Raw genomic sequence first — 25,879 nt, 5'->3', positions numbered from 1 at the left:
CCGCGAAAACAAGTTAAGGCCAACGCCAGTATGAATTGAAGACGAGCGCCGCTCGCACGATGCATGAAAATTGCGCCCGAGCGGTCACCGCCGGTGGCGAGGAAACAATGCAGCCGGTTGGCGTGCGTCGCGGGATTCGGCGAAACACTCACGAGCGGCGTGAGCGCTTCGAACCCATAGCCCGTTTCCTCGCGCAGTTCGCGGCGGATGGCGGCTTCGCTTCCTGGTGCGGAAATCGGCATTCATTATAGGAAATCGCCGTTCTTTGTGACGGCTGTTTGCGCGGTGCTGGGCCTCGTTGATGCTCCGTGGATAGGGACGAACCCGGTGCCCAGATTCTCCTATGACCCCCACGGCTATTTATGCATCAACGCCCCCGCTCAGCGCCTTCCCCGAATTTTTTGTTTGCAGTCCTCTACCCCGAAAGACTATTCCGCGTATTCGGGCACGCGGCGCGCCGCGCGCTTGCCGGCCTCGTCGCGCTCATCGCGCATCCTTGCCGTAGCCGTAGCCGTGGCCGGTATCGGTGCGGCCACACGCACTTGCGCTTGCCCGCCGCGCACGAAGCGGCGCCCCTGCGGCCCATACACGGCATCGGCTTCGGGGAACATCCACAGCAGCGCCACATAAAGCACGCCGCCCACGATCAGCGACACCGGCACGCTCAAATCGCAACCCCCAGCGAGATTGCCCAGCGGCCCGACGAATTGCCCCGGCAGATTCACGAACGACAACCCGATGAACGCGGCAGGCAGCCATGCTCCCATCGCGCGCAGATTCCAGCCATGCGTGAACCAGTAATGGCCGCCGCGTCCGCCGCGATTGAAAATCTGCAGGTCGTCCGTGAGATAGAAGCCGCGCCGCTGCAGGAAGCCGATCACCATGATCGCCATCCACGGGCAGCTGAATGTGCAGATGAGGGTCGAGAACGTCGAAACGCTTTCCACGAGATTGAACGCAAAGCGGCCGACGAAGATGAAGCCGATGGCGAGCGTCCCAATCAGCAGCGTCGCGCGCACCCGGTTGAGCAGCTTGGGGAACATGCTCGACATGTCGAGGCCCGTTCCATAGAGCGCGGTGGTGCCCGTCGACATCCCGCCGACAATCGCGATCAGGCACATCGGCAGCAGGAACCAGCGCGGCGACACCGCGAGCAGGCCGCCCACGTAGTCGTTCGAGGTGATATAGCTGGGCGCGTGCGTGGCGATGATGGTGGCCGTGGCAAGACCGAAGAAGAACGGCACGAAGGTGGCGATCTGCGCGGCAAACACGGCGCCCATGACACGATGGCGCGGCGTCGTCTCGGGAATGTAGCGGGCCCAGTCGCCGAGCGTCGAGGCGAACGACACCGGGTTGCTCAGCGCGACGAGCACCGAGCCCACGAACGCGGCCCAGAATCCCGCGCCGCCCTGATGCAGCGTGCCCGCATAGTTGACGTCGAACGTATTGGCGAACGCAAACGCGCCGAGAATGAACATGAAGCTGGCGGCCCACACGGCAATCTTGTTCACCCACAGCATGAAGCGGAACCCGTAGATGCAGACGACCAGCACGAGCACCGCGAACACCATGTACGAGAAACCGAGCGTCCAGACATTCACGGGCACGTTCGCGAGGTCGTGCGCGCCGCCCACGAGCGCGTCGCCCGAACTCCACACCGCCAGCGAGAAGAACGCGATGGAGGTCAGCAGCGCGAGAAACGAGCCCACGATCCGCCCGTGAATGCCGAAGTGCGCGCCCGATGACACCGGATCGCTCGTGCCGTTGCGCGGCCCGAACAGGCTCATCGGCGCGAGAATGCAGGTGCCCACGAGCACGCCGAGGACGATCGAATACAAACTCGCCTTGAACGAGAGGCCGACCAGCACGGGGAAACTGCCGAGTACCGAGGTGGAGAAGGTATTGCAGCCGCCGAACAGCAGCCGGAAGAGATCGATGGGGCGCGCGTAGCGCGAGGCGTCGGGGATGCGCTCGAAACCGAATGTTTCGATCTGCGTAATACTGGTATTGTCAGCCAAGATGTCTCACTCCTTGCAGCGCCGGCCAGATACGGCCGCGAGGATCGCCCTGGGGCCGGCCGGCGCTCTGTATTCATTTCAGGCGCTCACTCTAAATCAGTCGAGTACGCGCCGTATTGCTTATTCAAAACGTTTACTTCATGCGGGCGCAATGTATTGCCGCCCGCGTCACGCGCATGCACGCTCCTCCTCTTCGGCACGCGCGCCGTACACATTGAGCAAGTCCTCGCAGAAGGCGCTCACGATGGGCTTGTCCGCCATGCCCCGCTTGATGGCGAGGTGCATCGGCACGTCGAAGCCGAACGCCGTGCGCCCCAGCACCCGGATCAGGCCGCGCTGCTCGAACAACTGCGCATGATGCTCGGGCAGGTAGCCGATATGGCTGCCCGAGAGAATCAGCACGGTCGCCGCGTCGATGCTGTCCGCAATCGCCGTCACCTGGCGCTCGCCGATGCTCGCCAGCTCCTCGGGCACCGGGTAGCTGCGCCAGATCCAGTCGTGCGCGCGCAGCGCGTCGAGCGTCACGTGAGGCTCCGCGTGAAAGAGCGGATGCCCGCGCCCGCAGCAGATCACCTGGCGTTCGCTGAAAAGCTCGGTGTAGCTGAGGCCCGCCACGCGATGCCAGAAGTAGCCAATCGCGAGATCGAGCTGCTGATTCACGAGGCTTTCTTCGAGCTCTTGCGGCGGCGCCACCCGCATCGCGAAGCGCACGGCCTGGTCGCGCTTGCGAAACGCACCAATCGCCTCGGCAAGCCGCGCGTTCTCCACATGCGAGGCCTGCCCGATCAGGCCGATCGAGAGCGTGCCCACGAGCTTGCGGTCGATATCGCGCACCTGGGCGACGAACTGCGAAGTCGCGGCAACCAGCGCGCGCGCCGAGGCCACGAAGCGCTCGCCCTTCGAAGTCAGGCGAAAGCCGCCGCGCCCGCGCTCGCATAGCGTGAAGCCCACCCGCGCTTCGAGCGCGGAAAGCTGCGCGCTGATGGTCGACTGGCGCACACCGAGCGTGGCTTCGGCGGCGGTGATGCCGCGCGCGTCCACCACGGCTAGAAAGACCCGCACGAGACGCAGGTCGAGGTCAGAAGTATTGGAAAACATGCTGCTACATGGGAAAACCCATTGCCTTGATGCCCTTGATCCATGCCCGCTTCCAGCCGCCTTCGGCGTCGGCGCCGTCGAACGCATGGAACGTGACCTTTGCCGCCAGCCAGCGCACCGGCTCGGGCGGGATGTACGTCGGGCTCAGCTTGGCGATATCGAGCGCCTGTTCCGGGCTGTTGCGCCCGAACAGGATGTTCAGGCCCATGAACGCGCCGAAACGGCTCGCCGCCACGCCGAAGCCCGTGTAGCCCGCCACGAACACGCCCTTGCCGCCGAGGTAGCGCTTGGCGAACACCGAGCCGCGCGAGCAGTAGTCGATCGGGCCGCCCCATGCGTGCGAGAAGCGCACGTCGCACAGTTGCGGGAAGGTGTTGTAGAACGCCTGCGCGAGCCGGTAGTAGGTTTCGCGCTGCTGGTCCTGCTGCGGATTCGGATCGCCGTCGAAGTGATAGCTCACGAGACCGCCAAAGATGATGTTGTTGTTCTTCGTGAGGCGGAAATAATTGAGCTGTGTGCGCGTGTCGTAAATGCCCTGGCGGTTCTTCCAGCCAATGCGCTCGAGCTGCTCCTCGGTGAGCGGCTCCGTGGCGAGCACGTGATCGCGCACCTGCAGCACGCGCCGGTTGATATCAGGAATGCCAACCTTTGCCGTGCCGCTGCCGAACAGCACGCGCGGCGCGCGCACGCTGCCATCGGGCGTCTTGACGTAGACCGTCTCGCCTTCGTCCTTCACGCTCAGCAGCGGGGTGTGCTCGTAGAGCCGCACGCCGAGCGAGAGCGCCGCGCGCTTCAGACCCCACGCGAGCTTGGCCGGGTGCACGATGCCGCTGCGGTTGCGCGACCACAGCGCGCCCGCGAAGAGCGGCGAATTCAGCTGCTCGCGCGTGGCCTGCTCACCGAGCAGCACCACGTCGTGGCCGTATTCCGTGTGCAGATCGTAGTCGGCGCGCAGATGCTGGACGTGGTCCGGGTCCACCGCCACCGTCATTTCGCCGTTCCATTCGATATCGGCGTCGATGTCGTAGCGCTTCAGCGTTTCCTCGAAGCCGTCCAGATTGCGATGACCGAATTCCTCGAGTTGCGCGATGTCGTTCGGAAACACGCGCACCGCGTTGGGCAGGCCATGCATCACCGAGGTCGAGATGATGCCGCCCGCGCGCCCCGAAGCGCCATGCGCGACGCGGCCCGCTTCGATCACGACCACGTCGAGCTCGGGCATCTGCTCCTTCGCCTGCACGGCGGCCCAGAGCCCCGTGAAGCCGCCGCCGACGATCAGCAGATCGGCAGTGGTATCGCGCGTGAGCTTGGGCTCGGCGGGCGGCTGAGCCGGATTGTCGAGCCAGTACGGAGAGAGCTTGGTGCGCGAGAGCGCATCTTCCACGCTCAATGCGCTGGGCTTGCGTGCCGCCTTGCGCGCGGCGGCGGGCGCCGGCATGCCGGCTTCGTAGAGTTGAGCGCTTTCACTCATGATGGACTTCACTGCTTCTGGCGTGAGGGAACGGCGCCGCCCCGCACGGGGGCGGCACGGCTTACTGCTGTTCGAGCAGGACGTAGAACTTCTTGGCGTCCACGAGGGTCTCCCAGCGGCCCGCGAAGCCCGCCGGCAGCAGATAACCCTCGCCTGCCTTGAATTCCTTGCGGCCGCCGTTCACGTCGGTCAGCGCGATCTTGCCTTCGACGAGCCAGACGGCTTCGTCGGCGGTCGTGGCGGGGAAATCCACCGCGCCCACCTTGCCTTCCCACCAGCCGATCGCGTACTTGCCGCTCTGTCCCTCAGTGGCGCGCCAGTCGCTTTCGTCCATGCCGAATTCGAGTTTGGTGAATTCGCCCAGACCTGCGCCCAGTTGCACGATGTCCTGAATCAGCTTGCTCATAAATGTCCTGTTTTGTTCAATGGGATCGGTAAGCGCAAAGTTACCGATTCGCGCTGTCCCGGTATGCCCTGTCTCAGGGGGGACAAGCTGCGTTTCGACGGGATTCCGGGCGCGTGCAACGGCGGGTGCAACGGCGCGTGCAACGCTTCGGCTATAATGGCTTCGCCTTTCAATTGGGGCACGCCATGCAGATCTCCGTCCCCCCGCAAGTAAGCGATTCCTCGAATAATTTCCCGCTGTCGTTCAAGACGCTCGGCAATGTGATTGAAGCCGTCGGCACGCCCGATTTCGTGCGGCGTCTCACGCTATTGCTCAACGAAGTCATTCCGCTGAACGTCGTGCACCTCGAGCGCTCGCGCGCGGACAGCTCGATGCCCAACGGCTTTCGTTGCGAATGGATCGGCAGCAGCGGCGTGGGCATGGACACCGGTACGATCTCCGAGGTCATGACGCTCTACTACGATCGCTTCTATGAAAGCGATCCGCTGTTTGCCGGCATTCGCGGCAAGATCGGCACCCTGCTGGTGGTGCGCGACATCGGCGCGATTCCGCCCGGCGAGTTCCGCCAGCGGCTGTTCGACGAGGCGCTGATCGCCCATGAATGCGTGCTCGCGCGCGGCACGCGCCACGCCCAGCATTCCATCGCGATCGAGCGCGCGCTCGACGCGCCGCCGTTTTCGCTCGCGGAAATGAACCTGTTTCGCAATGTGAGCGACTTTCTGTTTCCGCTGCTCGAGTTGCATGCCTCAACCAGTGCGGCCAAGCGCGTGGCGCATCCGACCTCGTTTCTGCACCCGCTCGCGCAGTTCGACGCGCGCATCGCGGCCGACTGCGTGCGCCTCTCGAAGCGCGAATACGAAATCTGCGCGCACCTCATCACGGGCAAGACGGTGCCCGAGGCCGCCGAAATCGTCGGCGTGCGCGCGGCCACGGCCGAGACCTATGTGAAGCGCGCCTTCGCCAAGCTGGGCGTACGCACCAAGCGCGAGCTGGTCGCCTGGGGGCACGGCGCGCCCCTGCTGCAGGCGCTCTAACCGCCCCGCCAACACCCCAAACACCGGCAACGCCCGAGACACCGGCAACGCCGGCTCCATTGGCGCAGCCGCGCTTGCGCGCCGCCGCTCCCCCCGAATACCCCGCTTCATTGCCGGCGTAATGCCCCGCTTACATCGACTCGCATCGATGTGAACATCTGAATTTCATTATTTACACGGGCTGCGGCTCGCCTACCATCATCCGGTCGCATCACCCACAATCGGAGACACGGTCCATGCAACGCGAATTCAACCAGCCGCTCGGCGGCAACGACATGCCGCGCTTCGGCGGCATCGCCACCATGATGCGCCTGCCGCACGCCGCCACCACGGAAGGCCTCGACGCCTGCTTTGTGGGCGTGCCGCTCGATATCGGCACCTCGAACCGCTCGGGCGCGCGCTTCGGCCCGCGCCAGATCCGCTCGGAATCGGTCCTGCTGCGCCCGTACAACATGGCCACGCGTGCGGCGCCGTTCGATTCGCTGCAAGTGGCCGATATCGGCGACGTCGCGACCAACCCCTATAACCTCAAGGACTCGATCCGCCTGATCGAGGAGGCCTACGACGAGATCGTCGCGAACGGCTGCCGCCCGATCACGCTGGGCGGCGATCACACGATCGCGTGGCCGATCCTGCGCGCGCTGCACAAGAAGTACGGCAAGGTGGCCGTGGTGCACGTGGACGCGCACGCCGACGTGAACGACACGATGTTCGGCGAGAAGATCGCGCACGGCACGCCGTTCCGCCGCGCGGTGGAAGACGGCCTGCTCCAGTGCGATAAGGTCACGCAGATCGGCCTGCGCGGCACCGGCTATCACGCCGAGGACTTCGACTGGTGCCGCAAGCAGGGCTTCACCGTGGTGCAGGCCGAAGCCTGCTGGAACAAGTCGCTCGCGCCGCTGATGGAAGAAGTGCGCGCGCGCGTGGGCGATACGCCCGTGTATCTGAGCTTCGACATCGACGGGCTCGACCCCGCGTTCGCGCCCGGCACGGGCACGCCCGAAGTGGGCGGCCTTACCGTGCAACAGGGCCTCGAAATCATTCGCGGCATGAAGGGCCTCAATCTGGTGGGCGCCGATCTCGTGGAAGTCGCGCCGCCTTACGACCAGGCCGGCACGACCGCGCTCGTGGGCGCGAATCTCGCCTACGAAATGCTCTGCGTCATGCCGGGCGTGGCGTACCGCTAAAACCGGAGAGACCCATACGATGGCTACGATACCTACGCTAGCGACGCCCGCCGCCGACGAAAGCGTCTTCGTCCTGCCCGCCGCGACCATCGCCGGCAAGCCGGTGAGCAGCGAAGACGGCGCGCACGACGCAACGCCCATCTTCAACGCCTCGACGGGCGCCACGATCGGCTGGCAGGAGCATGCCAGCGCCGCGCTCGTCGACACGGCCGTGCGCGCCGCGCATGACGCGCTCGCCGCGTGGCGCGGCACGACGCCCGCCGCGCGCGGCAAGCTGCTGAAAAAGATCGCCGAACTGATCGAGGCGGACCGCGCGCGCCTCGCCGCGATGCAAATGCAGGTGAGCGGCAAGCCGCCGCTCGAAGCGGACATCGACGTGGGCGATGCCGCCGCCACGTTCAACTATTACGCCGATCTGTGCCTCGACGAGAAGGCTTTCGCCCCCGAAGCGCTCGCGCTGCCGGACGACACCGTGACCGGCGAGCGCTTCTATGAAGCAGTCGGCGTGGCTGCGCTGATCGTGCCGTGGAACTTCCCGATGGTCACCACGGCATGGAAGATCGCCCCGGCGCTGGCCGCTGGTTGCACGGTGGTGCTCAAGCCTTCCGAAATCACCTCGCCGGTCGAGCACCTGCTCGCCGGGATCATCAACGAAGCGGGCGTGCCCGAAGGCGTCGTCAACCTCGTGAACGGCGGCGGCGCAGTGGGCGCGCTGCTTACCGCCCATCCGCTCGTCGACAAGATCTCGTTCACGGGCAGCACGGCGTCGGGCACCAAGGTGATGCAGGCAGCCGCGCAGGACATGAAGCGCCTCACGCTGGAACTGGGCGGCAAGTCCGCGCTCATCGTGCGCGCCGATGCCGACATCGAACGCGCCGTGACGCTCGCCGTGGGCGGCGCGTTCACGAATGCGGGGCAGATGTGCTCGGCCACCGCGCGCATCCTCGTGCACGACGACGTGTACCGCAAATTCATGGCCGCGTTCGAGACCGCCGTGCGCGCCCTCGTGGTCGGGCCGCCGCAAAGCGACAATGTCGCGATGGGTCCGCTCGTTTGCGCGGCGCAGCGCGCGCGCGTGCAGGCGCTCGTCGAGCAAGGCGTGCAGGCCGGCGCCTCGGTCGCGTTTTCGGGCAGCCTCGACAATGCCTGCGCGGACGGCTTCTTCATGGCACCCGTGGTGATTGCGGAGCCGCCGGCGGACAACCTGCTCTGGACCGACGAAGTGTTCGGGCCGGTGGCGTGCGTCAAGTCCTTCCGCACCGATGAAGAAGCGATCGCGCTCGCCAACGACACGCGCTATGGCCTGGTCGCGACGGTCGTGACCGCCGATCGCGAAGCGGCGCGGCGCTACAAGGCACAGTTGCGCGCGGGCCTCGTGTGGATCAACACGCCGCAACTGATCTTCCCGCAAGTCTGCTGGGGCGGGCTGGGGTTGAGCGGCATCGGGCGCGAGCTCGGTCTGGCCGGGCTGCGCAGCTATCAGGAATTGCGGCACACGCTGGCCGACATCGGCTAAGGCGGCGGCGCGGCGCTATACGGCGCCGCGCCGTTTGACGTTATTTCTAATTAGTTAATTATACCTGGCACTACCCAGGGACGCATTGAACAGCGCCCTCACCCCGCGCGGCGCTGCGGCGCCGCCGTCACCAGTGCCGCGCAGCACGGCACGACGCACAGCAACCCGAGCAGCATCCAGAAGGCCGTCTCGAGGCCGAGCGCCTTGGCGACGAAGCCCACACCCGCGGGCCCGACGAGGATACCCGCATAGCCCGTGGTCGTAATCGCGGCAATCGCGAGCGCCGCGGGCATGACCTGCTGCGCGCCCGCACGGCGAAACAGCACGGGCACGATATTCGACGCGCCCAGCCCGATCAGCAGAAAGCCCGCCAACGCCAGCGCGGCGAACGGCGCAGCCAGCAGCACCACAAAGCCCCCCGCCGCCACCACGCCGCCCCAGACCAGCGTAGCGCGATCGCCGATGCGCGCCGTGACGGCGTCGCCGGTCAGCCGCCCCGCCGTCATCGCGATGGCGAACAGCATGTAGCCCACGCCCCCTTGCGCCGCGGCCACGATCCCCTTGCCCGTGATCAGCAGCGCGCTCCAGTCGAGCAACGCGCCTTCCGCCAGAAAAGTGATGCCGGTGAGCCCCGCAATCAGCAGGACAATGCCGCGCGGCGTCACGAACAGCGGGCCACGCTGCGCCTGCGCCGCGCGCATCAGCCGGGGCCGCGCCACGAACATCGCAATCAACATGAGCGCGGAGCACAGCAAGGTGCTCTCGAATGCGCCAAGGTGCAGCGAGAGCAGGAAGGTCATGAACATCGATCCCGCGAAGCCGCCCACGCTGAAGAGCGCGTGAAAGCCCGACATGAGCGGGCGCCCCGCCGCGCGCTCCACCTCGACCGCATGCACGTTCATGGCGACGTCGAGCGAGCCGAGCGACGCGCCGAACACGAAGAGCGCGAGGCCAAGCGCGAGCGGCGTGGCCGCAATCGTGAGCAGCGGCAGCACGAGCGCCACGCCGATCCCGCCCGCCACGATGACGGGCCTGCTGCCGTAGCGCGCGGTGAGCGCGCCCGTCGCCAGCATGGAGAGCACCGAGCCGAGGCCGATGCACAGCAGCAGCAGGCCGAGCGTGCCCTCGTCGACGGCGAGACGGTCCCGCGCGAACGGCACCAACGGGGCCCAGCACGCAATGCCGAAACCGGCAACGAGAAATGCCAGCCGGGTCGCTAGACGCGTGGCGGGCCGATCGGCGAATTCCATCGATGTTGGCTCCAATGTTGCGGTGCGGGCCGAGTCCGGCCTCAGCGACCTGCTGGGGGATCCGCACGCAGCACGGTCGTGCTGGCCTTCGTAAGGGCCGTGATTTGCGTGCGTGGCGCGTCGTGCTCGACGATCACGCACTCGAGCGCGTCGACGCTTGCGACGCGGTGGGAGGCCTGGGCGCCGAGCTTGTCAGTCGTACTGAGGATCAGCGTGCGGCGGCTGCGGGCTAGCACGGCGCGCTTGAACGACGCATCGGCGAATTCGAAGGCGCTCACGCCTTCGCGGGGCGAAACCGCGCAGGCGCCCAGAAAGCAGCAGTCGATATTCATGTTCAGGACGCTCGCCACGGCGGCCGCATCGACGCAGCCGCCCACCGCCGGGTCCACCGCTCCGCCCACCATGATGAGCCTGACGTCGCCGCGCCTGAGCAGCGCGGCGGCAATATCGACGGAGTTGGTGGCCACGGTTAGTTCGTGGTCCTCAGGAAGCGCTTCGGCAAGCGCGAGATTGGTGCTGCCGCTGTCGAGGAAAAGCAGTTCGCCGCGGCACACCTGGGCGGCGCCGGTACGCGCGAGCGCCTCCTTGCGTTCGCGGGCCTCGTCCATGCGCGCGGCCATGGGCGCCGAAGCCGGAGAAATGGGCAGCGCGCCGCCGTAGACGCGCCGGCATTGGCCTTGCGCCGCAAGCGCGCGCAGGTCGCGCCGGATGGCGTCTTCGGACACGCCGAATTCGGCGGCCAGCGTGGCCGCCACGACCGCCTGGCCGGCGGCGAGCCGGCTGGCGATCAGCTCGCGCCGGGCAATGGGGATTTCATCAGTCATGCCCCATGATAACGTGCACAAACGAGAATGTAAACGTGCACAAACGTGCACGCCGAAAAAATGGATGTCTTAGATGAGCTTGTCTGCGCACGATAGAAGGGAAGCACCTCCATGCTTTCTACCTTCCATGCCCCCTGTGCCAGGCTGTACGGACATTGCATTTAAAATATCCGAATGACCACGCCCCGCCTCCATCTCCCGTCTCTCGATGGCCTGCTCGCCTTCGAGGCAGCCGCGCGCCACGGCACTTTCGAACGGGCAGCGGACGAACTTTGCGTGACGGGCAGCGCCATCGCCAAGCGGGTAGCCGCCGTGGAACACCTGCTGGGCGTGCAACTGCTCGTGCGCCGCGGAAAATCATTGACGTTGACGCCGGTCGGCAAAGAGTACCTGGATCAGTTGCGCAGCCCGCTGCGCCTGCTCGCCGAGATGCCGCTGCATCGGAAACACCGCGACCAGAAGGAGCGACTGCGCGTTTGCTCGCCTCCGACATTCGCGCGACAGATCATCATGCCGCGCCTCGCGACATTCACGGCAGCGCATCCCGAACTGGAACTCGAGATCGTGCTCACCGCACCCATCGCGGATACAGCCGCGTCCGATGCTGACCTCTGGATTCGCGGCGGGGACCCGCTCAGCATCGGCGGCATGGTGCTGATGCTCGATTGCCTCACACCACTGGCTGCACCTGCGCTGCTGCAACGGCTCGGGCCTGTCCACGAACCTGCGGACCTTGCCTCGATGCCGTTGTTGCGCACCTCGCTGGAACACTGGACGCCCTGGTTCCGCGCCGCGAACCTCGACTGGCCGGAGCCGGCGCGCGGCCCGAAATTGATGGACCTCGGACTCCTTCTGGAGGCGGCGGCCAGCGGCCAGGGCGTCGCGCTCGGCAGCCCGGCGCTCGCACATCACTGGCTCGCGAACGATACGCTCGTTCCCCTGTTTCCCGGCGTCGTGTGCCCCGCCACCCCGTATTGCCTGATGCCGCATGCGTCGCAGGGAGCCGCGGCGGCATTTGCCAGATGGCTAGTCGGCGTTTGCGAGCGGGCGGTCCAGGAAGCATCGGAATTTCTTTCGCGCCGGATCTGACAACATTTCCGACGTCAGGGCAAAGGGGATGGGTAGCATCGGTGCAACCTTCTGGAGCCACCATGCCCGTCCCAATCACCTGTATTGAAGATCTCCGCGTCCTCGCAAAGGGGCGTATCCCCCGCATGTTCTATGACTATGTCGACGCCGGGTCCTATACCGAGTCGACCTATCACGCCAACGAAGCCGATCTTCAGACAATCAAGTTGCGTCAGCGGGTCGGCGTCAACATCGAAAACCGCACGCTGCGCACGACGATGGCAGGACACAGCGTCGCGATGCCCGTCGCGCTGGCGCCAACCGGCCTGACCGGGATGATGCGGGCCGATGGAGAAATCCTGGCTGCACGGGCTGCACAGCGGTTCGGCGTGCCGTTCACCTTGTCGACGATGAGCATCTGTTCGATCGAGGACGTCGCGCAAAACGCGCCGGGACCGTTCTGGTTCCAGCTCTATATGATGCGCGACCGTGCGTTCATGGAGCGCCTGATTGCCCGCGCCGAATCCGCAGGTTGCAGCGCGCTGGTGCTGACGATGGATCTCCAGATCGGCGGCCAGCGCCACAAAGACATCAAGAATGGTCTATCCACGCCGCCTCGCCTTACCCTGCCGAACCTGCTGAACATAGCGAGCAAGCCGCGCTGGTGCATGCAGATGGCGCGTACCCGGCGTCGCCACTTCGGCAATATCGTCGGCCACGTCGAGGGTGTGACCGACATGTCCTCACTCAGTTCGTGGACCAACGACCAGTTCGACCCAACCCTTGGCTGGGCCGATGTCGAGTGGGTACGAAAACGCTGGGGCGGGAAATTGATCGTCAAGGGCATTCTCGATCCGACCGATGCATTGCATGCGGCGAAGGCCGGTGCGGACGTCATCGTGGTATCCAATCACGGAGGCCGTCAACTGGATGGCGCGATATCGTCGATCAAGGCGTTGCCCGCCGTCGTCGATGCCGTGGGCAATCACGTCGAGGTGTGGCTCGATGGCGGCATTCGAACGGGACAGGATGTGCTGAAGGCGGTGGCGCTCGGCGCCCGCGGCACGTTGATCGGGCGCGCGTTTCTGTACGGATTGGCGGCAATGGGAGAGGAAGGTGTCAGCAAGAGCCTCGACGTCATCGCGAGTGAACTCGACACCACCATGGCACTGTGCGGTTATACGGATATCAACGCCGTGGACGCGAACATTCTGTCAACCCGGCACTAGCGCGCATACTCAAATTCGACGGCCGGGTTCCACCCGGCCCGCACTATCGAGACTGGAGACAGCGCCTACAAACCGAACTCCGCCTTCATCATGCTCATGTGATCGACCACGCGTCGCGCATAGTCCTTGGCGCCGCCGCTATAGCGATATAAAGCGTCGTCGAGGTTGCCATCCGACGCTCTTATGTAGTCTTGCAGAATGGCAGACCCAATGCGGACGTTCGTGCGCGCGTCGTTCAAATCGGATGCGCGAAGGACAAGATCTCTATGCTGGGACGGCAACACCTGCATGAGACCTCTCGCGCCAACCACACTGACCGCGAATCGGTCAAAACTGGATTCCACCGCGATCACGGCAAGCAATAACAATGGCGAGATGGTGTAGCGCCTGGCGGCGTTGAGCACCGCGTGACCGATTTCCAGGGCGCTGTGCAAGCCTATATGGAAGCGGGCATTCACAAAATTTGCGATTTCCTCCGCAGTGGGCGCGCTTTCTTGCGGCACGTCGAAAGCGTGATTGGGCGCCGCCCAGGCCGGCGCGTCTGCGCCATAACACAGTTCCGCTTGCGATCCGAAGATCACGATTGCCACCGCGAAAATAATACTGCCCAGGCGATACGCCATTGCGCGTGGCCAATCACCCAGATCCCGTTTCAGCTTCGCATACATGATCCATGTTCCCGACAATGCATACCGCCACACCGAGCGCATTTCCCAGCTTCTGAAAGCGCTGCCATTCGGCGATATAGTGTCCTCACAACCACATCATTCATCTTACGATCATTCCTTTAAGAATGATTCTATATAGGATGATGTGATTGGAAGACGTGAAAGTCAAGGGCACCAGGGAATGACCTGGATAAAGGGCGCGATATCATGGCCGTTCGCGACTACTTACTACAGCCCAGCCGAAACCCATGAACATCCGGTTTCTCGAGACCTTCATCTGGCTCGCCCGCCTGCAGAACTTCCGCCTCACCGCCGAGAAGCTGCACACGACCCAAGCCGCCGTATCGAGCCGCATCGCCTCGCTCGAGGAAACCTTTGGCGTGCGCCTGTTCGACCGCAACTCGCGCTCGGCCACGCTCACGCCCGCGGGCCGCAAGATGCTCGCTTACGCCGAACGCATCGTGCGTCTGGGCGACGAAATGCGCCGCGAGGTGGAAGACGCGAGCGGCGACGCGGGCCTGATCCGCATCGGCGTGATCGAGTCGATTGTGCACAGCTGGTTTCCGGCGCTGATGGCGCGCGTGCGCGAGCGCTTTCCGCATCTCGAAGTCGAGGTGACGAGCGACACCACGATCCATCTCGTGCAATTGCTGCGCGCCGACGCCGTCGATCTGATCCTCCAGACCGATGCGCTGCCCGAGCGCGACTTCGTCAACCACCCGCTGTGCGAATTCCCCATGCGCTGGGTCGCGAGCCCCGCGCTGGGCCTCGCGGGCACGCGCGTCGACCTTGCCCAGCTCGCGGCCTTGCCCATCCTCAGCTTCTCGCGCCACTCGGGCCCGCACACCGCGCTCGAGCGCACGTTCGCGCGCGCCGTGGAGCGCCCCGTGCGCATCAACTGCATCAGTTCGGTGGCCGCGATGATCCGCCTCGTGTCGGACGGCTTCGGCGTTGCCGTCCTGCCGCCCGCCATCATCCAGCGCGAGTTGCGCGAGCACACCCTCGAGGTGCTGGACGTGGAAAGCGCGTTCGCGCCGCTGCCACTCGTCGCGAGCCACCGGCTGGACAGCCACCCGTTGCCGGCGCGCATTGCCGAATTGGCGACGGAACAGGCGCGCGCGTTCGTGGCGGCGCTCGGCCCGGAACTGGAAGGCCCGTCCGCGCGCGAGGCGGGCGGCGCTGCGCCAGCGGCCGCGAAATCCACGAGCACGACGAGCGCCACGAACGCCACGAGCGCCACGAGCGCCACGAGCGCCACGAGCGCCACGAGCGCGACGAAATCGGCGAAATCGGCGAAATCCACGAAGGGCGCTACGGGCGCCAGGACCGCAAAAGCCGCCGGCAACCGTAAGCGATAAGAAAACCTGGTCGGTGCGTATTTTATTTCTTGTTGGACCGAACCCCCGCCCGCTCGCCAAACTGCGCTTGTCCGAATTTCAATTCACAGCGCAGGAATTCAACGATGAGCCATCCCACGGGCGCCCCGGCCGGCCAACTCTGCATCTGGACCGACACCGATCCGCACACCGAAGCCGACTTCAACGCGTGGTACGACCGCGAGCACATGCAGGAGCGCGTGGCGATTCCGGGCTTTCGCCACGCCCGTCGCTTTCTCGCCAATGACGGCAGCGCGCGCCGCTATCTCGCGCTCTACGTCACGGCATCGCTCGACGTATTCCGCAGCGACGCCTATCGCCAGGCCTTCACGCTGCAAACCGACTGGTCGATGCGCAATTTCGCGCGCATGAGCGACACGCAGCGCCGCGTGGGTGAGCTCGCCTTCGAGGCCGGCGCCGGTGAAGGCGGCCATGCAGCCATCTTTGTCGCGCCGCCGCACAGCGTGGCCGCCACGGCCTGGCGCAACGAAGCGCAAGCCGCCACGCAAACGCCCGGCATCCATGCCGTGCGCGTGTTCGTCACCGATGCCTCGCTTTCCGCCCCGCTCGCCACGCGCGACGGCGCGGCCGCCGAGGCAACACAGGATGCGCTCGTCATCGTGGAAGGCAGCTCGAACGCCGCCGCGCGCGGCGCGGCCGAGCGCCTCGCCATGCTGGCGAGCGACGCAGCAGCATCCGTGCGCACCTTCGACATGCTCTGGCGCCTCGCGGCCTGAACGAGCGCGCGCGAACGATCGAGCAGGCCAGCTCGCACGCCGCCGCGCGAACTGGCCGACCAAGCGACAAGCAGAACAACGAGCACGAGACACACCCCGGCGCACAGTGCGCGCCGCGCGTTTCCCCTGGAGAACCCGATGAACGCTCTCGCCCAGACCTCATCCACGCTCGAGCGCCCGCGCGCGGGCCGCGGACGCCTCGCCACAGCCAGCATGATCGGCACGTCGCTGGAGTGGTACGACTTCACCGTCTACAACACGCTCGCCGCGCTGGTCTTCAATCACCTGTTCTTTCCCTCGGTCGATCCGCTCGCGGGCACGCTGCTCGCGTTCTCGACCTATGCCGTGGGCTATGTCTCGCGCCCGCTCGGCGGCCTGGTCTTCGGCAATCTCGGCGACCGCGTGGGGCGCCGCGCCGTGCTCATGATCACGCTCGTCCTCATGGGCCTCACCACCGCGCTGATGGGCGTGCTGCCCACCTACGCGAGCGCCGGCATCCTGAGCCCGATCCTGCTCGTGACCCTGCGCTTCGTGCAAGGCATCGCGCTGGGCGGCGAGTGGGCCGGCGCCGTGCTGCTCGCCGTCGAGCATGGCGATCAGAACAAGCGCGGGCTGAACGCCTCGTGGGCGCAAGTGGGGCCCTCGTTCGGCACGCTGCTCGGCACCGGCTTCATCGCGCTCATCACGCTCGCACTCTCGTCGAGCGACTTTCTCTCGTGGGGCTGGCGCGTGCCGTTCATCGCGAGCCTGCTGCTGGTGATCTTCGGCCTGTGGGTGCGCAGCAGCGTGGGCGAGACGCCGCAATTCGAAAAGCTCAGCGAGTCGCACGCGCAAGCCAAGGTGCCCGTGGTCGAGGTGTTTTCGCAGCACTGGCGGCGCCTGCTCGTGGCCGGCGGCGCGCGAATCGGCTCCGACGTGCTCTACGCGCTGCTCGTGGTGTTCACCCTCACCTACGTGACCACGGTGCTCAATCTTTCGCGCTCGCTCGCGCTCGGTGCCGTGCTTGCGGGCACGGCCTGCAATGCCTTGACCGTGCCGATCTTCGGCGCGCTCTCGGACCGCTTCGGGCGCCGCCCCGTCTATCTGGGCGGGGTGCTGGCCGCCATCGTCTGGGCCTTCGGCTTCTTTTCGCTCGTCAATACTTCGCAGCCCGTACTGATCGTGCTCGCGGTCATGATCGGCCTCGTGATCCACGCCGTGATGTACGGCCCGCAGGCGGCCTTCGTCACCGAACAGTTCCCGACTCGCGTGCGTTATGCAGGCTCCTCGCTCGCCTATACGCTCGCAGGCATTCTCGGCGGCGGCTTCGCCCCGCTCATCATCGTCGCGCTGTTTCGCAGCTGGCACAGCACCACGGCCGTGTCGCTCTATGTGAGCGGCGCGCTTGCCGTCACCGCGCTCGCGCTCCTTGCAGCCCGCGAAACCGCGCGCCGTCCCCTTGAAGAGTAAGAGAGCAAGAACATGACCACGCTTTCCCTGACCGTTTTCCCCCTGAACGAAGCCGCCACGACGCTGCCTGTCGAGATCGACACGCTCGTGATCGCGGGCTGGGCCGGCCGCGACGCGCAGGCCATTCAGGCCCATATCGACGAGCTCGCCGCCCTGGGCGTCGCCCCGCCCACGAGCACGCCGTGCTTCTATCGCGTGGCCGCCAGCCAGCTCACGCAGGCCGAAACCGTCGAGGTGCTCGGCACGCACACGAGCGGCGAAGTCGAATGCGTGCTGCTCGACAGCCTGCTCGGCACGCTGGTCACGATCGGCTCCGACCACACGGACCGCAAGGCGGAGGCCTATAGCGTCGCGGTCTCCAAGCAGGTCTGCGCGAAGCCGCTCGCACGCGAGGCCTGGCGCTATGCCGACGTGGCCGCGCACTGGGACCAGTTGCAGATGCGCGCCACGGTCGTGGACGCGAACGGCAACGCGCGCCCCTACCAGCGCGGCGCGGTGGACGGCCTGCTGCCGCCACCGGCGCTCTGGCGCGGCTATGCGCAGACGGAAGGCGCGCACGCAAAGAACGACGCGCACGAAGCTCTCGAAGGCTCGCTGCCCGCGCGCTGCGCGATGTTCAGCGGCACGCTCGCCGTGCACGGCGAGCTCGCGGCGATGACCTCTGGCGACGCCTTCGAGATGGAGCTGCACGATCCGGTGCTGGGCCGCAGCCTGCGCCAGCGCTACAGCGTGCGCGCGCTGCCGGTCGTCGCCTGAACTCGAATCGCGCGTGCGCATTCGACGCGCCCATCCCTCCCTTCAAACGCATCCCATACCATGCCGCAGATGACTTTCCCGCCCGCTGCACCGCTCGAGCAACTCGCCGCCGCGCTCGACGCCGGCGCTACCACGAGCCGCGCGCTCGTCGAGACCGCGCTCGAGCGCATCGCCACCGATGGCGGCAACGGCGCTCACGCGTTCTGTGAAGTCGATACCGAAGGCGCCCGCTGCCAGGCCGAGGCGCAGGACGCGTTGCGCCGCGCCGGCGTCAAGCTCTCGCCGCTCGCCGGCTTGCCGGTATCGATCAAGGATCTCTTCGACGTGGCGGGCCAGTCCACGCGCGCCGGTTCGCGCGTGCTCGCCGACGCCCCGCACGCTTCCGCCGACGCGCCTGCCGTGGCCCGCCTGCGCCGCGCCGGCGCGGTGTTGATCGGCCGCACCAACATGAGTGAATTCGCGTTCTCGGGGCTCGGGCTCAATCCGTGGCACGGCACGCCGCGCTCGCCATGGCGTCCAGATGCCGATACCCCGCGCGTGGCGGGCGGCTCCTCGTCGGGCGCGGCGGCGTCAGTGGCGCAAGGCATGGCGGCGGCGGGCCTCGGCAGCGACACGGGCGGCTCGCTGCGCATTCCCGCCGCGTTCTGCGGCCTGACCGGCTTCAAGCCGACCGCGCGGCGCATCCCCACCGCGGGCATGCTCGCGCTTTCGACGACGCTCGACACCACGGGCGCGATCGCGCCGAGCGTGGCCTGCTGTGCGCTGCTGGACCGTGTGCTGGCCGCGCAAGCCGATACCGACGCGGCGCTCGAGGCCGCCGTGCCGCACTGGCCGCGCGCGACGCTCGACGGCGCGCGGCTTGCCGTGCTCTCGAACTACGTGACCGACGGCATGGATGCAACGGTTGGCGCGGCCTGGGACGCGGCGCTCGCGCGCCTGTCTCGCGCGGGTGCGCAGCTCGTACCGCTGCGCCTGCCCGTGCTCGACACGCTCCCGACCCTCAACCGCTACGGTTTCTCGCCGATCGAGGCCTACGCGGCGCACCGCGCGCGCCTGCCCAGCCAGGCGGAGCGCTACGACCCGCGCGTGCTCGCCCGCATCCGCCACGGCGAAGCGGCAAGCGCCGCCGACTACCTCGACCTGCTCGCGGCACGCGCCGACGCCATCGCGCAAGCGCGCGCCGCGCTCGCGGGCTTCGACGCCTTCCTCATGCCAACCGTGCCGATCGTGCCGCCCGCCATCGACGCGCTTCAAGCCGATGCGGCACACTTTGCGGCCACCAACGCGCTGGTGCTGCGCAACCCCTCGATCGTGAACTTTCTGGACGGCTGCGCAGTGTCACTGCCTTGCACCCCTGCTGGCGAAGCGCCGGTGGGGATCAGCGTTGCGGGCCTCGCGCTGGCCGATGCGCGCGTGCTGGGGATCGCGCAGGCGATGGAGGCCGCGTTGCGTCAGTGAGTCTGCCGCCTGACTGGCGCGCGGCAGGTTCGACGCAGCGCAAGCCGGTCACGCGGCAGCCCCGACGATCGTGGCCGGCTCGCGCGAGTCGGACGACCGGCCGATCGCGCGACTTGCGCGACTTGCGCGACTTGCGCGACTTGCGTCAGGCGGGCCTTCGTCGTCAGTTATAGATATCGAACGAGAAATATTTTTTGGCGATGCGTTGATAAGTGCCGTCGTGAAGGATCGCGGCCAGCGCTGCGTTGATCTGCTGGCGCAGTTCGTTGTCCTCCTTGCGCAAGCCAATCGCGGCGCCCGTACCCAGCGTCTTCGGGTCGTGCAGCGCCGGGCCGGCGAACGCGAAGTCGCGGCCGTTCGCCGTTTTCAGAAAGCCGAGATCGGCCTGCACCGACGATTGAAGCGCGGCATCGAGACGGCCGGACACGAGATCCGCATACACGAGGTCCTGAGTCTGATAGGTGCGGATGATCACGCCTTTCGGTTCCCAGTAGGTCCGAACGTAGGTCTCCTGAGTGGATCCCTGCTCGACGCCGACGCTCTTGCCCCTCAGCGACTCGACGGTCGGCAGGATGTTCGAGCCGCGCTTCGCGACGAGTCGCGGCGGCACGTTGTCGATGGGGTCGGAAAACGCGATTTGCGCGAGACGCTTGTCCGTGACGCTCATCGACGAGAGGATGCCGTCGAACTTCCGTGCCTCGAGCGCGGGGATCATCCCGTCGAACGCATTTTCGACCCACACGCAGCGCGCCTTCAGCCGCTCGCAGATCGCGTTGCCGAGGTCGATGTCAAAGCCCACGAGCTGGCCGTCGGTCGATCTCGACTCGAACGGGGCATAACTGGGGTCGACGCCGAATCGGATCACCGACGGCGTTTTCGCATAGCCGGCACTGGCCGCAAGGGCCAGCACGATTGCAATCGTGAGCTTTTTCATCAGATCTCCGTACTAATATTCAATTTTTTGAGTTGAGTGCCGCATCAGAACAAAGTATGCGAAGGGTGCGATGTCGTGAGCATCGATCCCCCGAAACGGTTCATTCAATGCGCTCTGGTCCGTGGGCAGGCGGCCGTATCGTTCGTCCCGTCGAGAAGGTACTTGTTTGGGCGAACGGCTGGAAATTAAATATTCACCTGCATGGCAGTGGGAAATTCGATGGCACTGGCCATGCTGGTCTGGAGGCGGCCCACGGCCCGCGGGCCGCGCCGTGTCGGAGGGAATGGCTTGATCGGGCTTGGATCTTTCGCAGGGCGACCTATACTAGAGATCAGCCGCGCGGAAGCCGGCCCTGGAGCAGTAACGAACGAGAAGCTACGTTCAATGGGGCGCGGTAGCGGGGCCACGGAAACGCCTGCGTAAGAAACGTGGGCGTTTTCTTTTTGGGGGCTTTATCGGCGGGGCGGCGGGGACAACGGCGCAGAACGCGTATCCCGTGGTTCTAGCGGGTACTTCGCGTCAATCCCTATTACTGACGATGCCCGGACGATCGACCGTTAGCGATCGCCCGACGGCCCCTATGCGGGGCCGGCAAGCTGTAAGAGCATGGGGCCATGGCACCGCTCACCCGCGACACGGGCTGCCCAAATTTTCATCCCTTGGGTTGCTTTTCGATCATCAGGGAAAGATGATCCAGATCTTCGCGCAACAGGGCGAGCGCTTCAGACACGTCGCCCGCGCTCTTCAGTTGACGCCTGGCCGGCCGGATCACGGATTGCACCGCGAGTTCCGCGATCGTATCCGCAATCTCCTCCGCGCTCTTCGGGCCGTCGGGCTTGTACCAGAAGGCGGGCCAACTGCACATCCCGATCATCGTGAACGCCGTCACCTTTGCATCGACCACGCGGAACACGCCGAGTTTCACGCCCGCTTCGATGGCGGCGGTGAAATTGCTGAGGACCGCCCGCTTGGCTTCTTCGTTCGCGCGATAGGCGCGCTCCGGTAGCTGCTGCTCGGTCCGGTCGACGACCCTGAACTCGTTGTGATGGCTCAGTATCAGCATCGTGTGCTGATGGACCAGCGTGCGCAACCATTCCTTCGGGTCGGTATTCGCCTCCGACGTGGCCCGGCTCGAAAGGCGCCGGGCCCTCAATGTCACCTCTTCCACCAGCGCCGTGAGGATCTCATCCTTGTTCTTGAAATAGTAGTAAACCGCCGTGCGTGTCATACCCAACGCTTCCGCGATCTCCTGCATGGACGCGCCGCCGAATCCCTTCTCGATGAAGAGCCGCGCCGCCGCGTTCAGGATCTGCTCCTTTTGCGCCTCTGCGTGTACCTTTGCCACGAAAACACTCCTGTAGACGTGCGGCGGTCCGCACCTCGCCTCACCCGATGGCTACTGGCCTATTGTTGCCAACACCGGCACGCCAGCGCGCATGAGGCCCGATGTCATGCGCCCCGAACGAGGCGATTTTACCTGATTGTCAAATTTTTAACGTAGATGATTGATGCCGCCGCGGCGCCAATGTATAGCCGCTGCCGGGGCTCATCCTCTTGAATCGTCCCAAAAGTGCCGCGCGGCCGGCCCTGACACATGGCGAGCCGCATCACCGGGTTAACGTCCATGTCGAAATATTTGACACATACGTCTAACACTCTTAGCATCGTGACTCAGCTGGACAGGCACCCGCCTCCACGCTGCGGCGATCGCTCCGGGAATGTTCCATTTCCACATCTTCTGCACGATCGCCGGCTTCCATGACACAAACGGGAAACCGCCCGACGTATCGTCCGCCACCAGTGCGAGCACCGGCGGACAGCGCGATTCCTCCCCTCACAAATCATTAGCATTACTAATTACATAGCAATAAGACGGAGACAGTCATGCGGAAAAAGAGTCGACTCGCGCTGAAACGAATCGTCTGCGCGATCGGATGGACGGTCATCGGCGGCACTGCCCATGCACAGGGCAGCGTCACGCTTTACGGCATCCTCGATGGCGGACTGCTATACACGAGCAAGACGTTGGACGCTGCGACGGGCCAGAACGCCGGCCATCAGTTTTCGGCGACCGACGGCGGCATGTCGCCGACGCAGTTCGGCCTGACGGGAACCGAGGACCTCGGTGCTGGCCTGAAAGCACGCTTCAAGCTGGAAAGCGGCATCAGCATCATGAACGGTGGATTCAACAATTCCAACGGCAATATGTTCGGCCGTCAGGCTTATGTGGCGCTGGATAGTCCGTACGGCACCGTCACGGCCGGCTTGCAGTTTTCGCCGTTCTTCCTCGCCATCTACGACACCGATCCGCGCGGCTTCTCGCAATTCGGCAGTGGCCTCGAGCTCTACGTCGACAACGTGCTGGGCACCGGCGCGTTCAATGCGAACGGTATTTCCTGGGCGAGCCCCGACATCTATGGCTTCCGGGGCAGCGTGATGCTCGCGCTGGGCGGCAGCGCGGGCAATTTCCAGGCAGGCCGGCAATACTCGGCGAGTCTGCAGTACGAGAACGGCAGCCTTCTGGTCAATGCAGCGATCTATTCGGGCAACAGCGGCGGCACGGTAGATACGCCGGTTCCGTCGACGCTCGCGTACTGGGGGCGCACGCTCGGTGCGACCTACAAGTTCGGCATCGTCACAGCGAAGCTGCAATTCGTGAACTACAAGGTCGCCCAGTCGTTCAACTCCAATGTCTACAGCGGCGGGCTCGACTGCTACGTGACGCCCCAGCTCGACCTGAACGGCGGCGTCTATTTCACGAGCGACCGCAATCACACCGCGAATCACTCGATCATGGGCGCGCTAGGCGCCACCTACTCCGTTTCGCGGCGCACCTCCTTCTATGCGCAAGTTGGCGTGGTCGACAACCACGGCGCGATGGATACCGGCTTGTCGCTCAACAACGCGCTCTATGGCGTGCAAGGCACAACGATCGGTGCCAGCGCAGGCATCCGGCACACCTTCTGACGCACCGCGCACGAGCAAGGCCAATCATCCACATCATCAAGGAGTACAAATGATCAAGCTGACTTTGCGCTGTAAAGACGGCGCGAATTTCGTTACGGGCAACTTCCATCCCGCCCCGGCGGGGCGCGTCGCCCAGGATTACCCGATTGTCGTGGCAATTCACGGCGGAACGTATACAGCAGACTTTTTTCATATCGAAGGCTGCTCGCTCTTCGAGCGCGCCGTTGCGCTGGGCATTCCGGTCTTCACGGTCAACCGGCCCGGCTATGCGGACAGCGTGAAAAAAGACGGCCACGATTGCTCGATCGTGTCCAACGCCGAGCTTCTGAACGATGCACTATCCGAGTTGTGGGAGACCCAACGCGAGAATGCCCGGGGCATCTTTCTGGTCGGGCACTCGATCGGTGGCGCGATCGCCATTCAGATGGCCGCGCTCGACAAGACGTGGCCATTGCTTGGCCTCTCGATCTCCGGCGTCGGTGTGCGCGAGCCCGACCCTGTCCTGGAGCAATGGCGAACGCTGCCGCCGGACGAATTGATCGAGATCCCGCCGCCAGCCAAAGACCAGCTGATGTACGGCCCCGCAGGCACCTTTATTCCCGAGCGAGCGCACGCCGCGCACCGCGCGGACCATGCGATGCCACGACAGGAGCTGCTCGATATCGCCTTCGAGTGGCCGCGCCTCCTTCAGGAAGCGGCCCCCCGCGTCGACGTTCCGGTGCACTACAGGCAGCCGGAATTCGACAATCTTTGGGTCGTGAACGAAACCGAAGTCCAGGATTTCGCCTCCCGCTTCGTCAGTTCACCATGGGTCGATGCGCAGGTCTTCAAGGGCGCAGGCCACAACATCGACTTTCACCGGCTCGGCGAAGCTTTTCACCTTCAGCAACTCGCATTTGCGCTGGGCTGCAGCGTCAGCACCGCGAGCCCGGCGTAGATCGTCCTGCTGCGACGCAATGTCGGGCCAGTACAGGGCCCCTACGACCCATGAGTTAACGTTTAGCTCAAATATTTGACGTGTATGTCAAATGCGCCTAATATGACTCCATGTTCACGCTGCCTCTCGCCAATGCCCTCATGAACTCAAGCGCTTCCACCCTCCGCGCCGCCCAGGCAACTGCTGGATTCCTCAATACCGACTGGAATCCGCGCGATGTCCCGTCCGGCACGCTCACGACCAACGTGGTGCTGCGCACCGCCGACCAGGCGGCCACCGGCGGCTCGCTATACCGCCCGGCGACCCCCACGGACACGGTGGTGTGCGTCATGCACCCCCGCGAGTTCATGGCCTGCCACTACCTGATCCCCGATATCGTCGGCGCGGGCTATGCGGCCTGGTCGCAATCCCCGCGCTCGGTCGGCAACGATCTGCGGCTGGAACATGAATTCGCGCTGTACGACGTCGCCGCCGGCCTCCAATACCTCCGGGCCGCGGGCTTCACGCGCATCGTGCTGCTGGGCAATTCCGGCGGCGCAGGGTTGTATGCGATGTATGCGCAGCAGTCCGCGCTGCCGGGCGCGCAGCGCATCGCCCGCACCCCGGGTGGACGGCCCACGCAGCTGGCCGAGCTCGACATGCCCGTCGCCGACGGCTTCGTGCTGGTCGGGCCGCATCCGGGTCAGGGCGCGCTGCTGTTGAACTGCATCGATCCGAGCGTGACGGACGAAAACGATCCGCTGTCCGTCGATCCGTCGCTCGATCCGCTCTCGCCTGCCAACGGCTACGCGGGCAAGGAAGGCACGCGCTACAGCACCGAGTTCATCGAGCGCTACCGTGCTGCACAGCGCGCGCGCGTAGCCCGCATCGACGAGCATGCCAGGGCGCTGATCGCGCGCCGCCAGGCGGCCCGCCAGCGCGTGAAAGAGGCTGGCGCGAAGGGGTTGAAGGCCACACCCGAGGACCGCCGGCTGGCCGGCCACACGCCGATCTTCAACGTCTGGCGCACCGATGCGGACCTGCGCTGCTTCGACCTCACGCTCGATGCGTCGGAGCGCAAGTTCGGCTCGCTCTGGGGCGCCGACCCCTATGCCTCCAACTACGGCGCGGTCGGCTTTGCGCGCCAGTGCACGCCGGAAAGCTGGCTGTCCACCTGGTCGGCGCTGTCGTCCAACGCCTCGCTGTCGGCAACGGCAGCGTCCATCACGCAACCGGTGCTGGTCGTCGAATACACGGGCGACCAGGCGTGCTTCCCGGGCGACGTGCAACGCATCGTCGAGGCCATCGCAACGCCCGGCAAGCGTCACTTGCGCGTGCGCGGCGACCACCACGGCCGCGCGCTGACACCCGATGAAGCGCCGGGCCGGCTCGAGGCTGGCCGCCTGCTCGCGCAATGGCTGCACGAGCAGTTTCCGCTCTGATCCAGCGCCGATTCATTGCGCTGGGCGCATCGAGCGCCCAGCCATCGCCATCCCGATTCCTTTTGGAGGACAACC

At 65.6% G+C, this 25,879-nt stretch carries 22 protein-coding genes and 1 pseudogene; 13 read left to right on the top strand and 10 right to left on the bottom strand.

What is annotated here, in order from left to right:
- The 5 genes and pseudogenes from BO1_RS60760 to BO1_RS23555 all read right to left on the bottom strand — a co-directional run.
- Positions 1-242, bottom strand: a pseudogene (locus tag BO1_RS60760) (hypothetical protein); the annotation flags it as partial.
- A 186-nt stretch (positions 243-428) separates the two neighbouring features.
- The gene (locus tag BO1_RS52385) at positions 429-2,018 is read right to left on the bottom strand and encodes a purine-cytosine permease family protein (protein ID WP_043286092.1); all 1,590 of its coding nucleotides are present in this window, start codon (positions 2,016-2,018) and stop codon (positions 429-431) included.
- A 168-nt stretch (positions 2,019-2,186) separates the two neighbouring features.
- Entirely contained in the window at positions 2,187-3,116 is a 930-nt protein-coding gene (locus BO1_RS23565) for a LysR family transcriptional regulator (RefSeq protein ID WP_028219660.1), read from the bottom strand.
- Positions 3,117-3,120: 4 nt separating this feature from the next.
- Entirely contained in the window at positions 3,121-4,554 is a 1,434-nt protein-coding gene (locus tag BO1_RS23560; protein ID WP_043286132.1) for an NAD(P)/FAD-dependent oxidoreductase, read from the bottom strand.
- A gap of 94 nt (positions 4,555-4,648) precedes the next feature.
- Positions 4,649-4,993 (bottom strand): cupin domain-containing protein, encoded by a 345-nt coding sequence (locus BO1_RS23555; RefSeq protein WP_028219658.1) that lies wholly within the window; start codon positions 4,991-4,993, stop codon positions 4,649-4,651.
- Between the two features lie 185 nt (positions 4,994-5,178).
- On the opposite strand from BO1_RS23555, the gene BO1_RS52380 reads away from it, so the two are divergent.
- The 3 genes from BO1_RS52380 to BO1_RS23540 all read left to right on the top strand — a co-directional run bounded on the left by BO1_RS52380 (position 5,179) and on the right by BO1_RS23540 (position 8,730).
- Positions 5,179-6,027, top strand: a complete 849-nt coding sequence (locus BO1_RS52380) for a helix-turn-helix domain-containing protein (protein WP_043286129.1) — start codon at positions 5,179-5,181, stop codon at positions 6,025-6,027.
- A 236-nt stretch (positions 6,028-6,263) separates the two neighbouring features.
- On the top strand, positions 6,264-7,214 hold the full coding sequence (gene speB, locus BO1_RS23545; RefSeq protein WP_028219657.1) for an agmatinase: 951 nt from the start codon (positions 6,264-6,266) through the stop codon (positions 7,212-7,214).
- Positions 7,215-7,233: 19 nt separating this feature from the next.
- Entirely contained in the window at positions 7,234-8,730 is a 1,497-nt protein-coding gene (locus tag BO1_RS23540; RefSeq protein WP_028219656.1) for an aldehyde dehydrogenase family protein, read from the top strand.
- A gap of 98 nt (positions 8,731-8,828) precedes the next feature.
- On the opposite strand, the gene BO1_RS23535 is transcribed toward BO1_RS23540, so the two are convergent.
- Together BO1_RS23535 and BO1_RS23530 are read right to left on the bottom strand one after the other, a co-directional pair.
- The gene (locus tag BO1_RS23535; protein ID WP_028219655.1) at positions 8,829-9,980 is read right to left on the bottom strand and encodes an MFS transporter; all 1,152 of its coding nucleotides are present in this window, start codon (positions 9,978-9,980) and stop codon (positions 8,829-8,831) included.
- Between the two features lie 41 nt (positions 9,981-10,021).
- On the bottom strand, positions 10,022-10,804 hold the full coding sequence (locus tag BO1_RS23530; protein WP_043286088.1) for a DeoR/GlpR family DNA-binding transcription regulator: 783 nt from the start codon (positions 10,802-10,804) through the stop codon (positions 10,022-10,024).
- A 174-nt stretch (positions 10,805-10,978) separates the two neighbouring features.
- Here BO1_RS23530 and BO1_RS23525 point away from each other — a divergent pair, with 174 nt between their 5' ends.
- The gene (locus BO1_RS23525; RefSeq protein WP_028219653.1) at positions 10,979-11,893 is read left to right on the top strand and encodes a LysR substrate-binding domain-containing protein; all 915 of its coding nucleotides are present in this window, start codon (positions 10,979-10,981) and stop codon (positions 11,891-11,893) included.
- 62 nt (positions 11,894-11,955) lie between these two features.
- Positions 11,956-13,101 carry an alpha-hydroxy acid oxidase gene (locus BO1_RS23520; protein WP_028219652.1) on the top strand — a complete coding sequence of 382 codons (1,146 nt, stop codon included), beginning with the start codon at positions 11,956-11,958 and terminating at the stop codon, positions 13,099-13,101.
- Positions 13,102-13,166: 65 nt separating this feature from the next.
- On the opposite strand, the gene BO1_RS52375 is transcribed toward BO1_RS23520, so the two are convergent.
- Positions 13,167-13,769, bottom strand: coding sequence for a transglycosylase SLT domain-containing protein (locus tag BO1_RS52375; RefSeq protein ID WP_052409568.1), 603 nt, complete (start codon positions 13,767-13,769; stop codon positions 13,167-13,169).
- Between the two features lie 248 nt (positions 13,770-14,017).
- Here BO1_RS52375 and BO1_RS52370 point away from each other — a divergent pair, with 248 nt between their 5' ends.
- The 5 genes from BO1_RS52370 to BO1_RS23490 all read left to right on the top strand — a co-directional run bounded on the left by BO1_RS52370 (position 14,018) and on the right by BO1_RS23490 (position 19,545).
- Complete coding sequence (locus BO1_RS52370) at positions 14,018-15,127, top strand: LysR family transcriptional regulator (protein WP_043286085.1); 1,110 nt, start codon at positions 14,018-14,020, stop codon at positions 15,125-15,127.
- A 104-nt stretch (positions 15,128-15,231) separates the two neighbouring features.
- Positions 15,232-15,882, top strand: coding sequence for a DUF4286 family protein (locus tag BO1_RS23505; RefSeq protein WP_028219651.1), 651 nt, complete (start codon positions 15,232-15,234; stop codon positions 15,880-15,882).
- A 138-nt stretch (positions 15,883-16,020) separates the two neighbouring features.
- Positions 16,021-17,331, top strand: a complete 1,311-nt coding sequence (locus BO1_RS23500; protein WP_084688139.1) for an MFS transporter — start codon at positions 16,021-16,023, stop codon at positions 17,329-17,331.
- 12 nt (positions 17,332-17,343) lie between these two features.
- Positions 17,344-18,087 carry a DUF2848 domain-containing protein gene (locus tag BO1_RS23495; protein ID WP_028219649.1) on the top strand — a complete coding sequence of 248 codons (744 nt, stop codon included), beginning with the start codon at positions 17,344-17,346 and terminating at the stop codon, positions 18,085-18,087.
- A 69-nt stretch (positions 18,088-18,156) separates the two neighbouring features.
- Positions 18,157-19,545 (top strand): amidase, encoded by a 1,389-nt coding sequence (locus tag BO1_RS23490; RefSeq protein WP_028219648.1) that lies wholly within the window; start codon positions 18,157-18,159, stop codon positions 19,543-19,545.
- A gap of 163 nt (positions 19,546-19,708) precedes the next feature.
- On the opposite strand, the gene BO1_RS23485 is transcribed toward BO1_RS23490, so the two are convergent.
- Together BO1_RS23485 and BO1_RS52365 are read right to left on the bottom strand one after the other, a co-directional pair.
- Positions 19,709-20,479, bottom strand: coding sequence for an ABC transporter substrate-binding protein (locus BO1_RS23485; RefSeq protein ID WP_028219647.1), 771 nt, complete (start codon positions 20,477-20,479; stop codon positions 19,709-19,711).
- Positions 20,480-21,131: 652 nt separating this feature from the next.
- Positions 21,132-21,824, bottom strand: coding sequence for a TetR/AcrR family transcriptional regulator (locus tag BO1_RS52365; RefSeq protein WP_043286082.1), 693 nt, complete (start codon positions 21,822-21,824; stop codon positions 21,132-21,134).
- A gap of 539 nt (positions 21,825-22,363) precedes the next feature.
- Between BO1_RS52365 and BO1_RS23470 the strand changes: the two genes are divergently transcribed.
- The 3 genes from BO1_RS23470 (at position 22,364) to BO1_RS23460 (ending at position 25,804) form a co-directional block, all read left to right on the top strand.
- The gene (locus tag BO1_RS23470; RefSeq protein ID WP_028219645.1) at positions 22,364-23,446 is read left to right on the top strand and encodes a porin; all 1,083 of its coding nucleotides are present in this window, start codon (positions 22,364-22,366) and stop codon (positions 23,444-23,446) included.
- Positions 23,415-24,383 carry an alpha/beta hydrolase gene (locus BO1_RS23465; protein ID WP_167338378.1) on the top strand — a complete coding sequence of 323 codons (969 nt, stop codon included), beginning with the start codon at positions 23,415-23,417 and terminating at the stop codon, positions 24,381-24,383. The genes BO1_RS23470 and BO1_RS23465 overlap by 32 nt, the downstream gene beginning before the upstream one ends.
- 110 nt (positions 24,384-24,493) lie before the next feature.
- On the top strand, positions 24,494-25,804 hold the full coding sequence (locus BO1_RS23460) for an alpha/beta fold hydrolase (RefSeq protein WP_407669996.1): 1,311 nt from the start codon (positions 24,494-24,496) through the stop codon (positions 25,802-25,804).
- Positions 25,805-25,879: the final 75 nt, after the last annotated feature.

Source organism: Paraburkholderia oxyphila NBRC 105797 (assembly GCF_000685075.1).
GTDB classification, from domain to species: Bacteria; Pseudomonadota; Gammaproteobacteria; order Burkholderiales; family Burkholderiaceae; genus Paraburkholderia; species Paraburkholderia oxyphila.
Note: the sequence above shows the minus strand (reverse complement) of the source record. Positions and strands in the feature narration are given on the sequence as shown.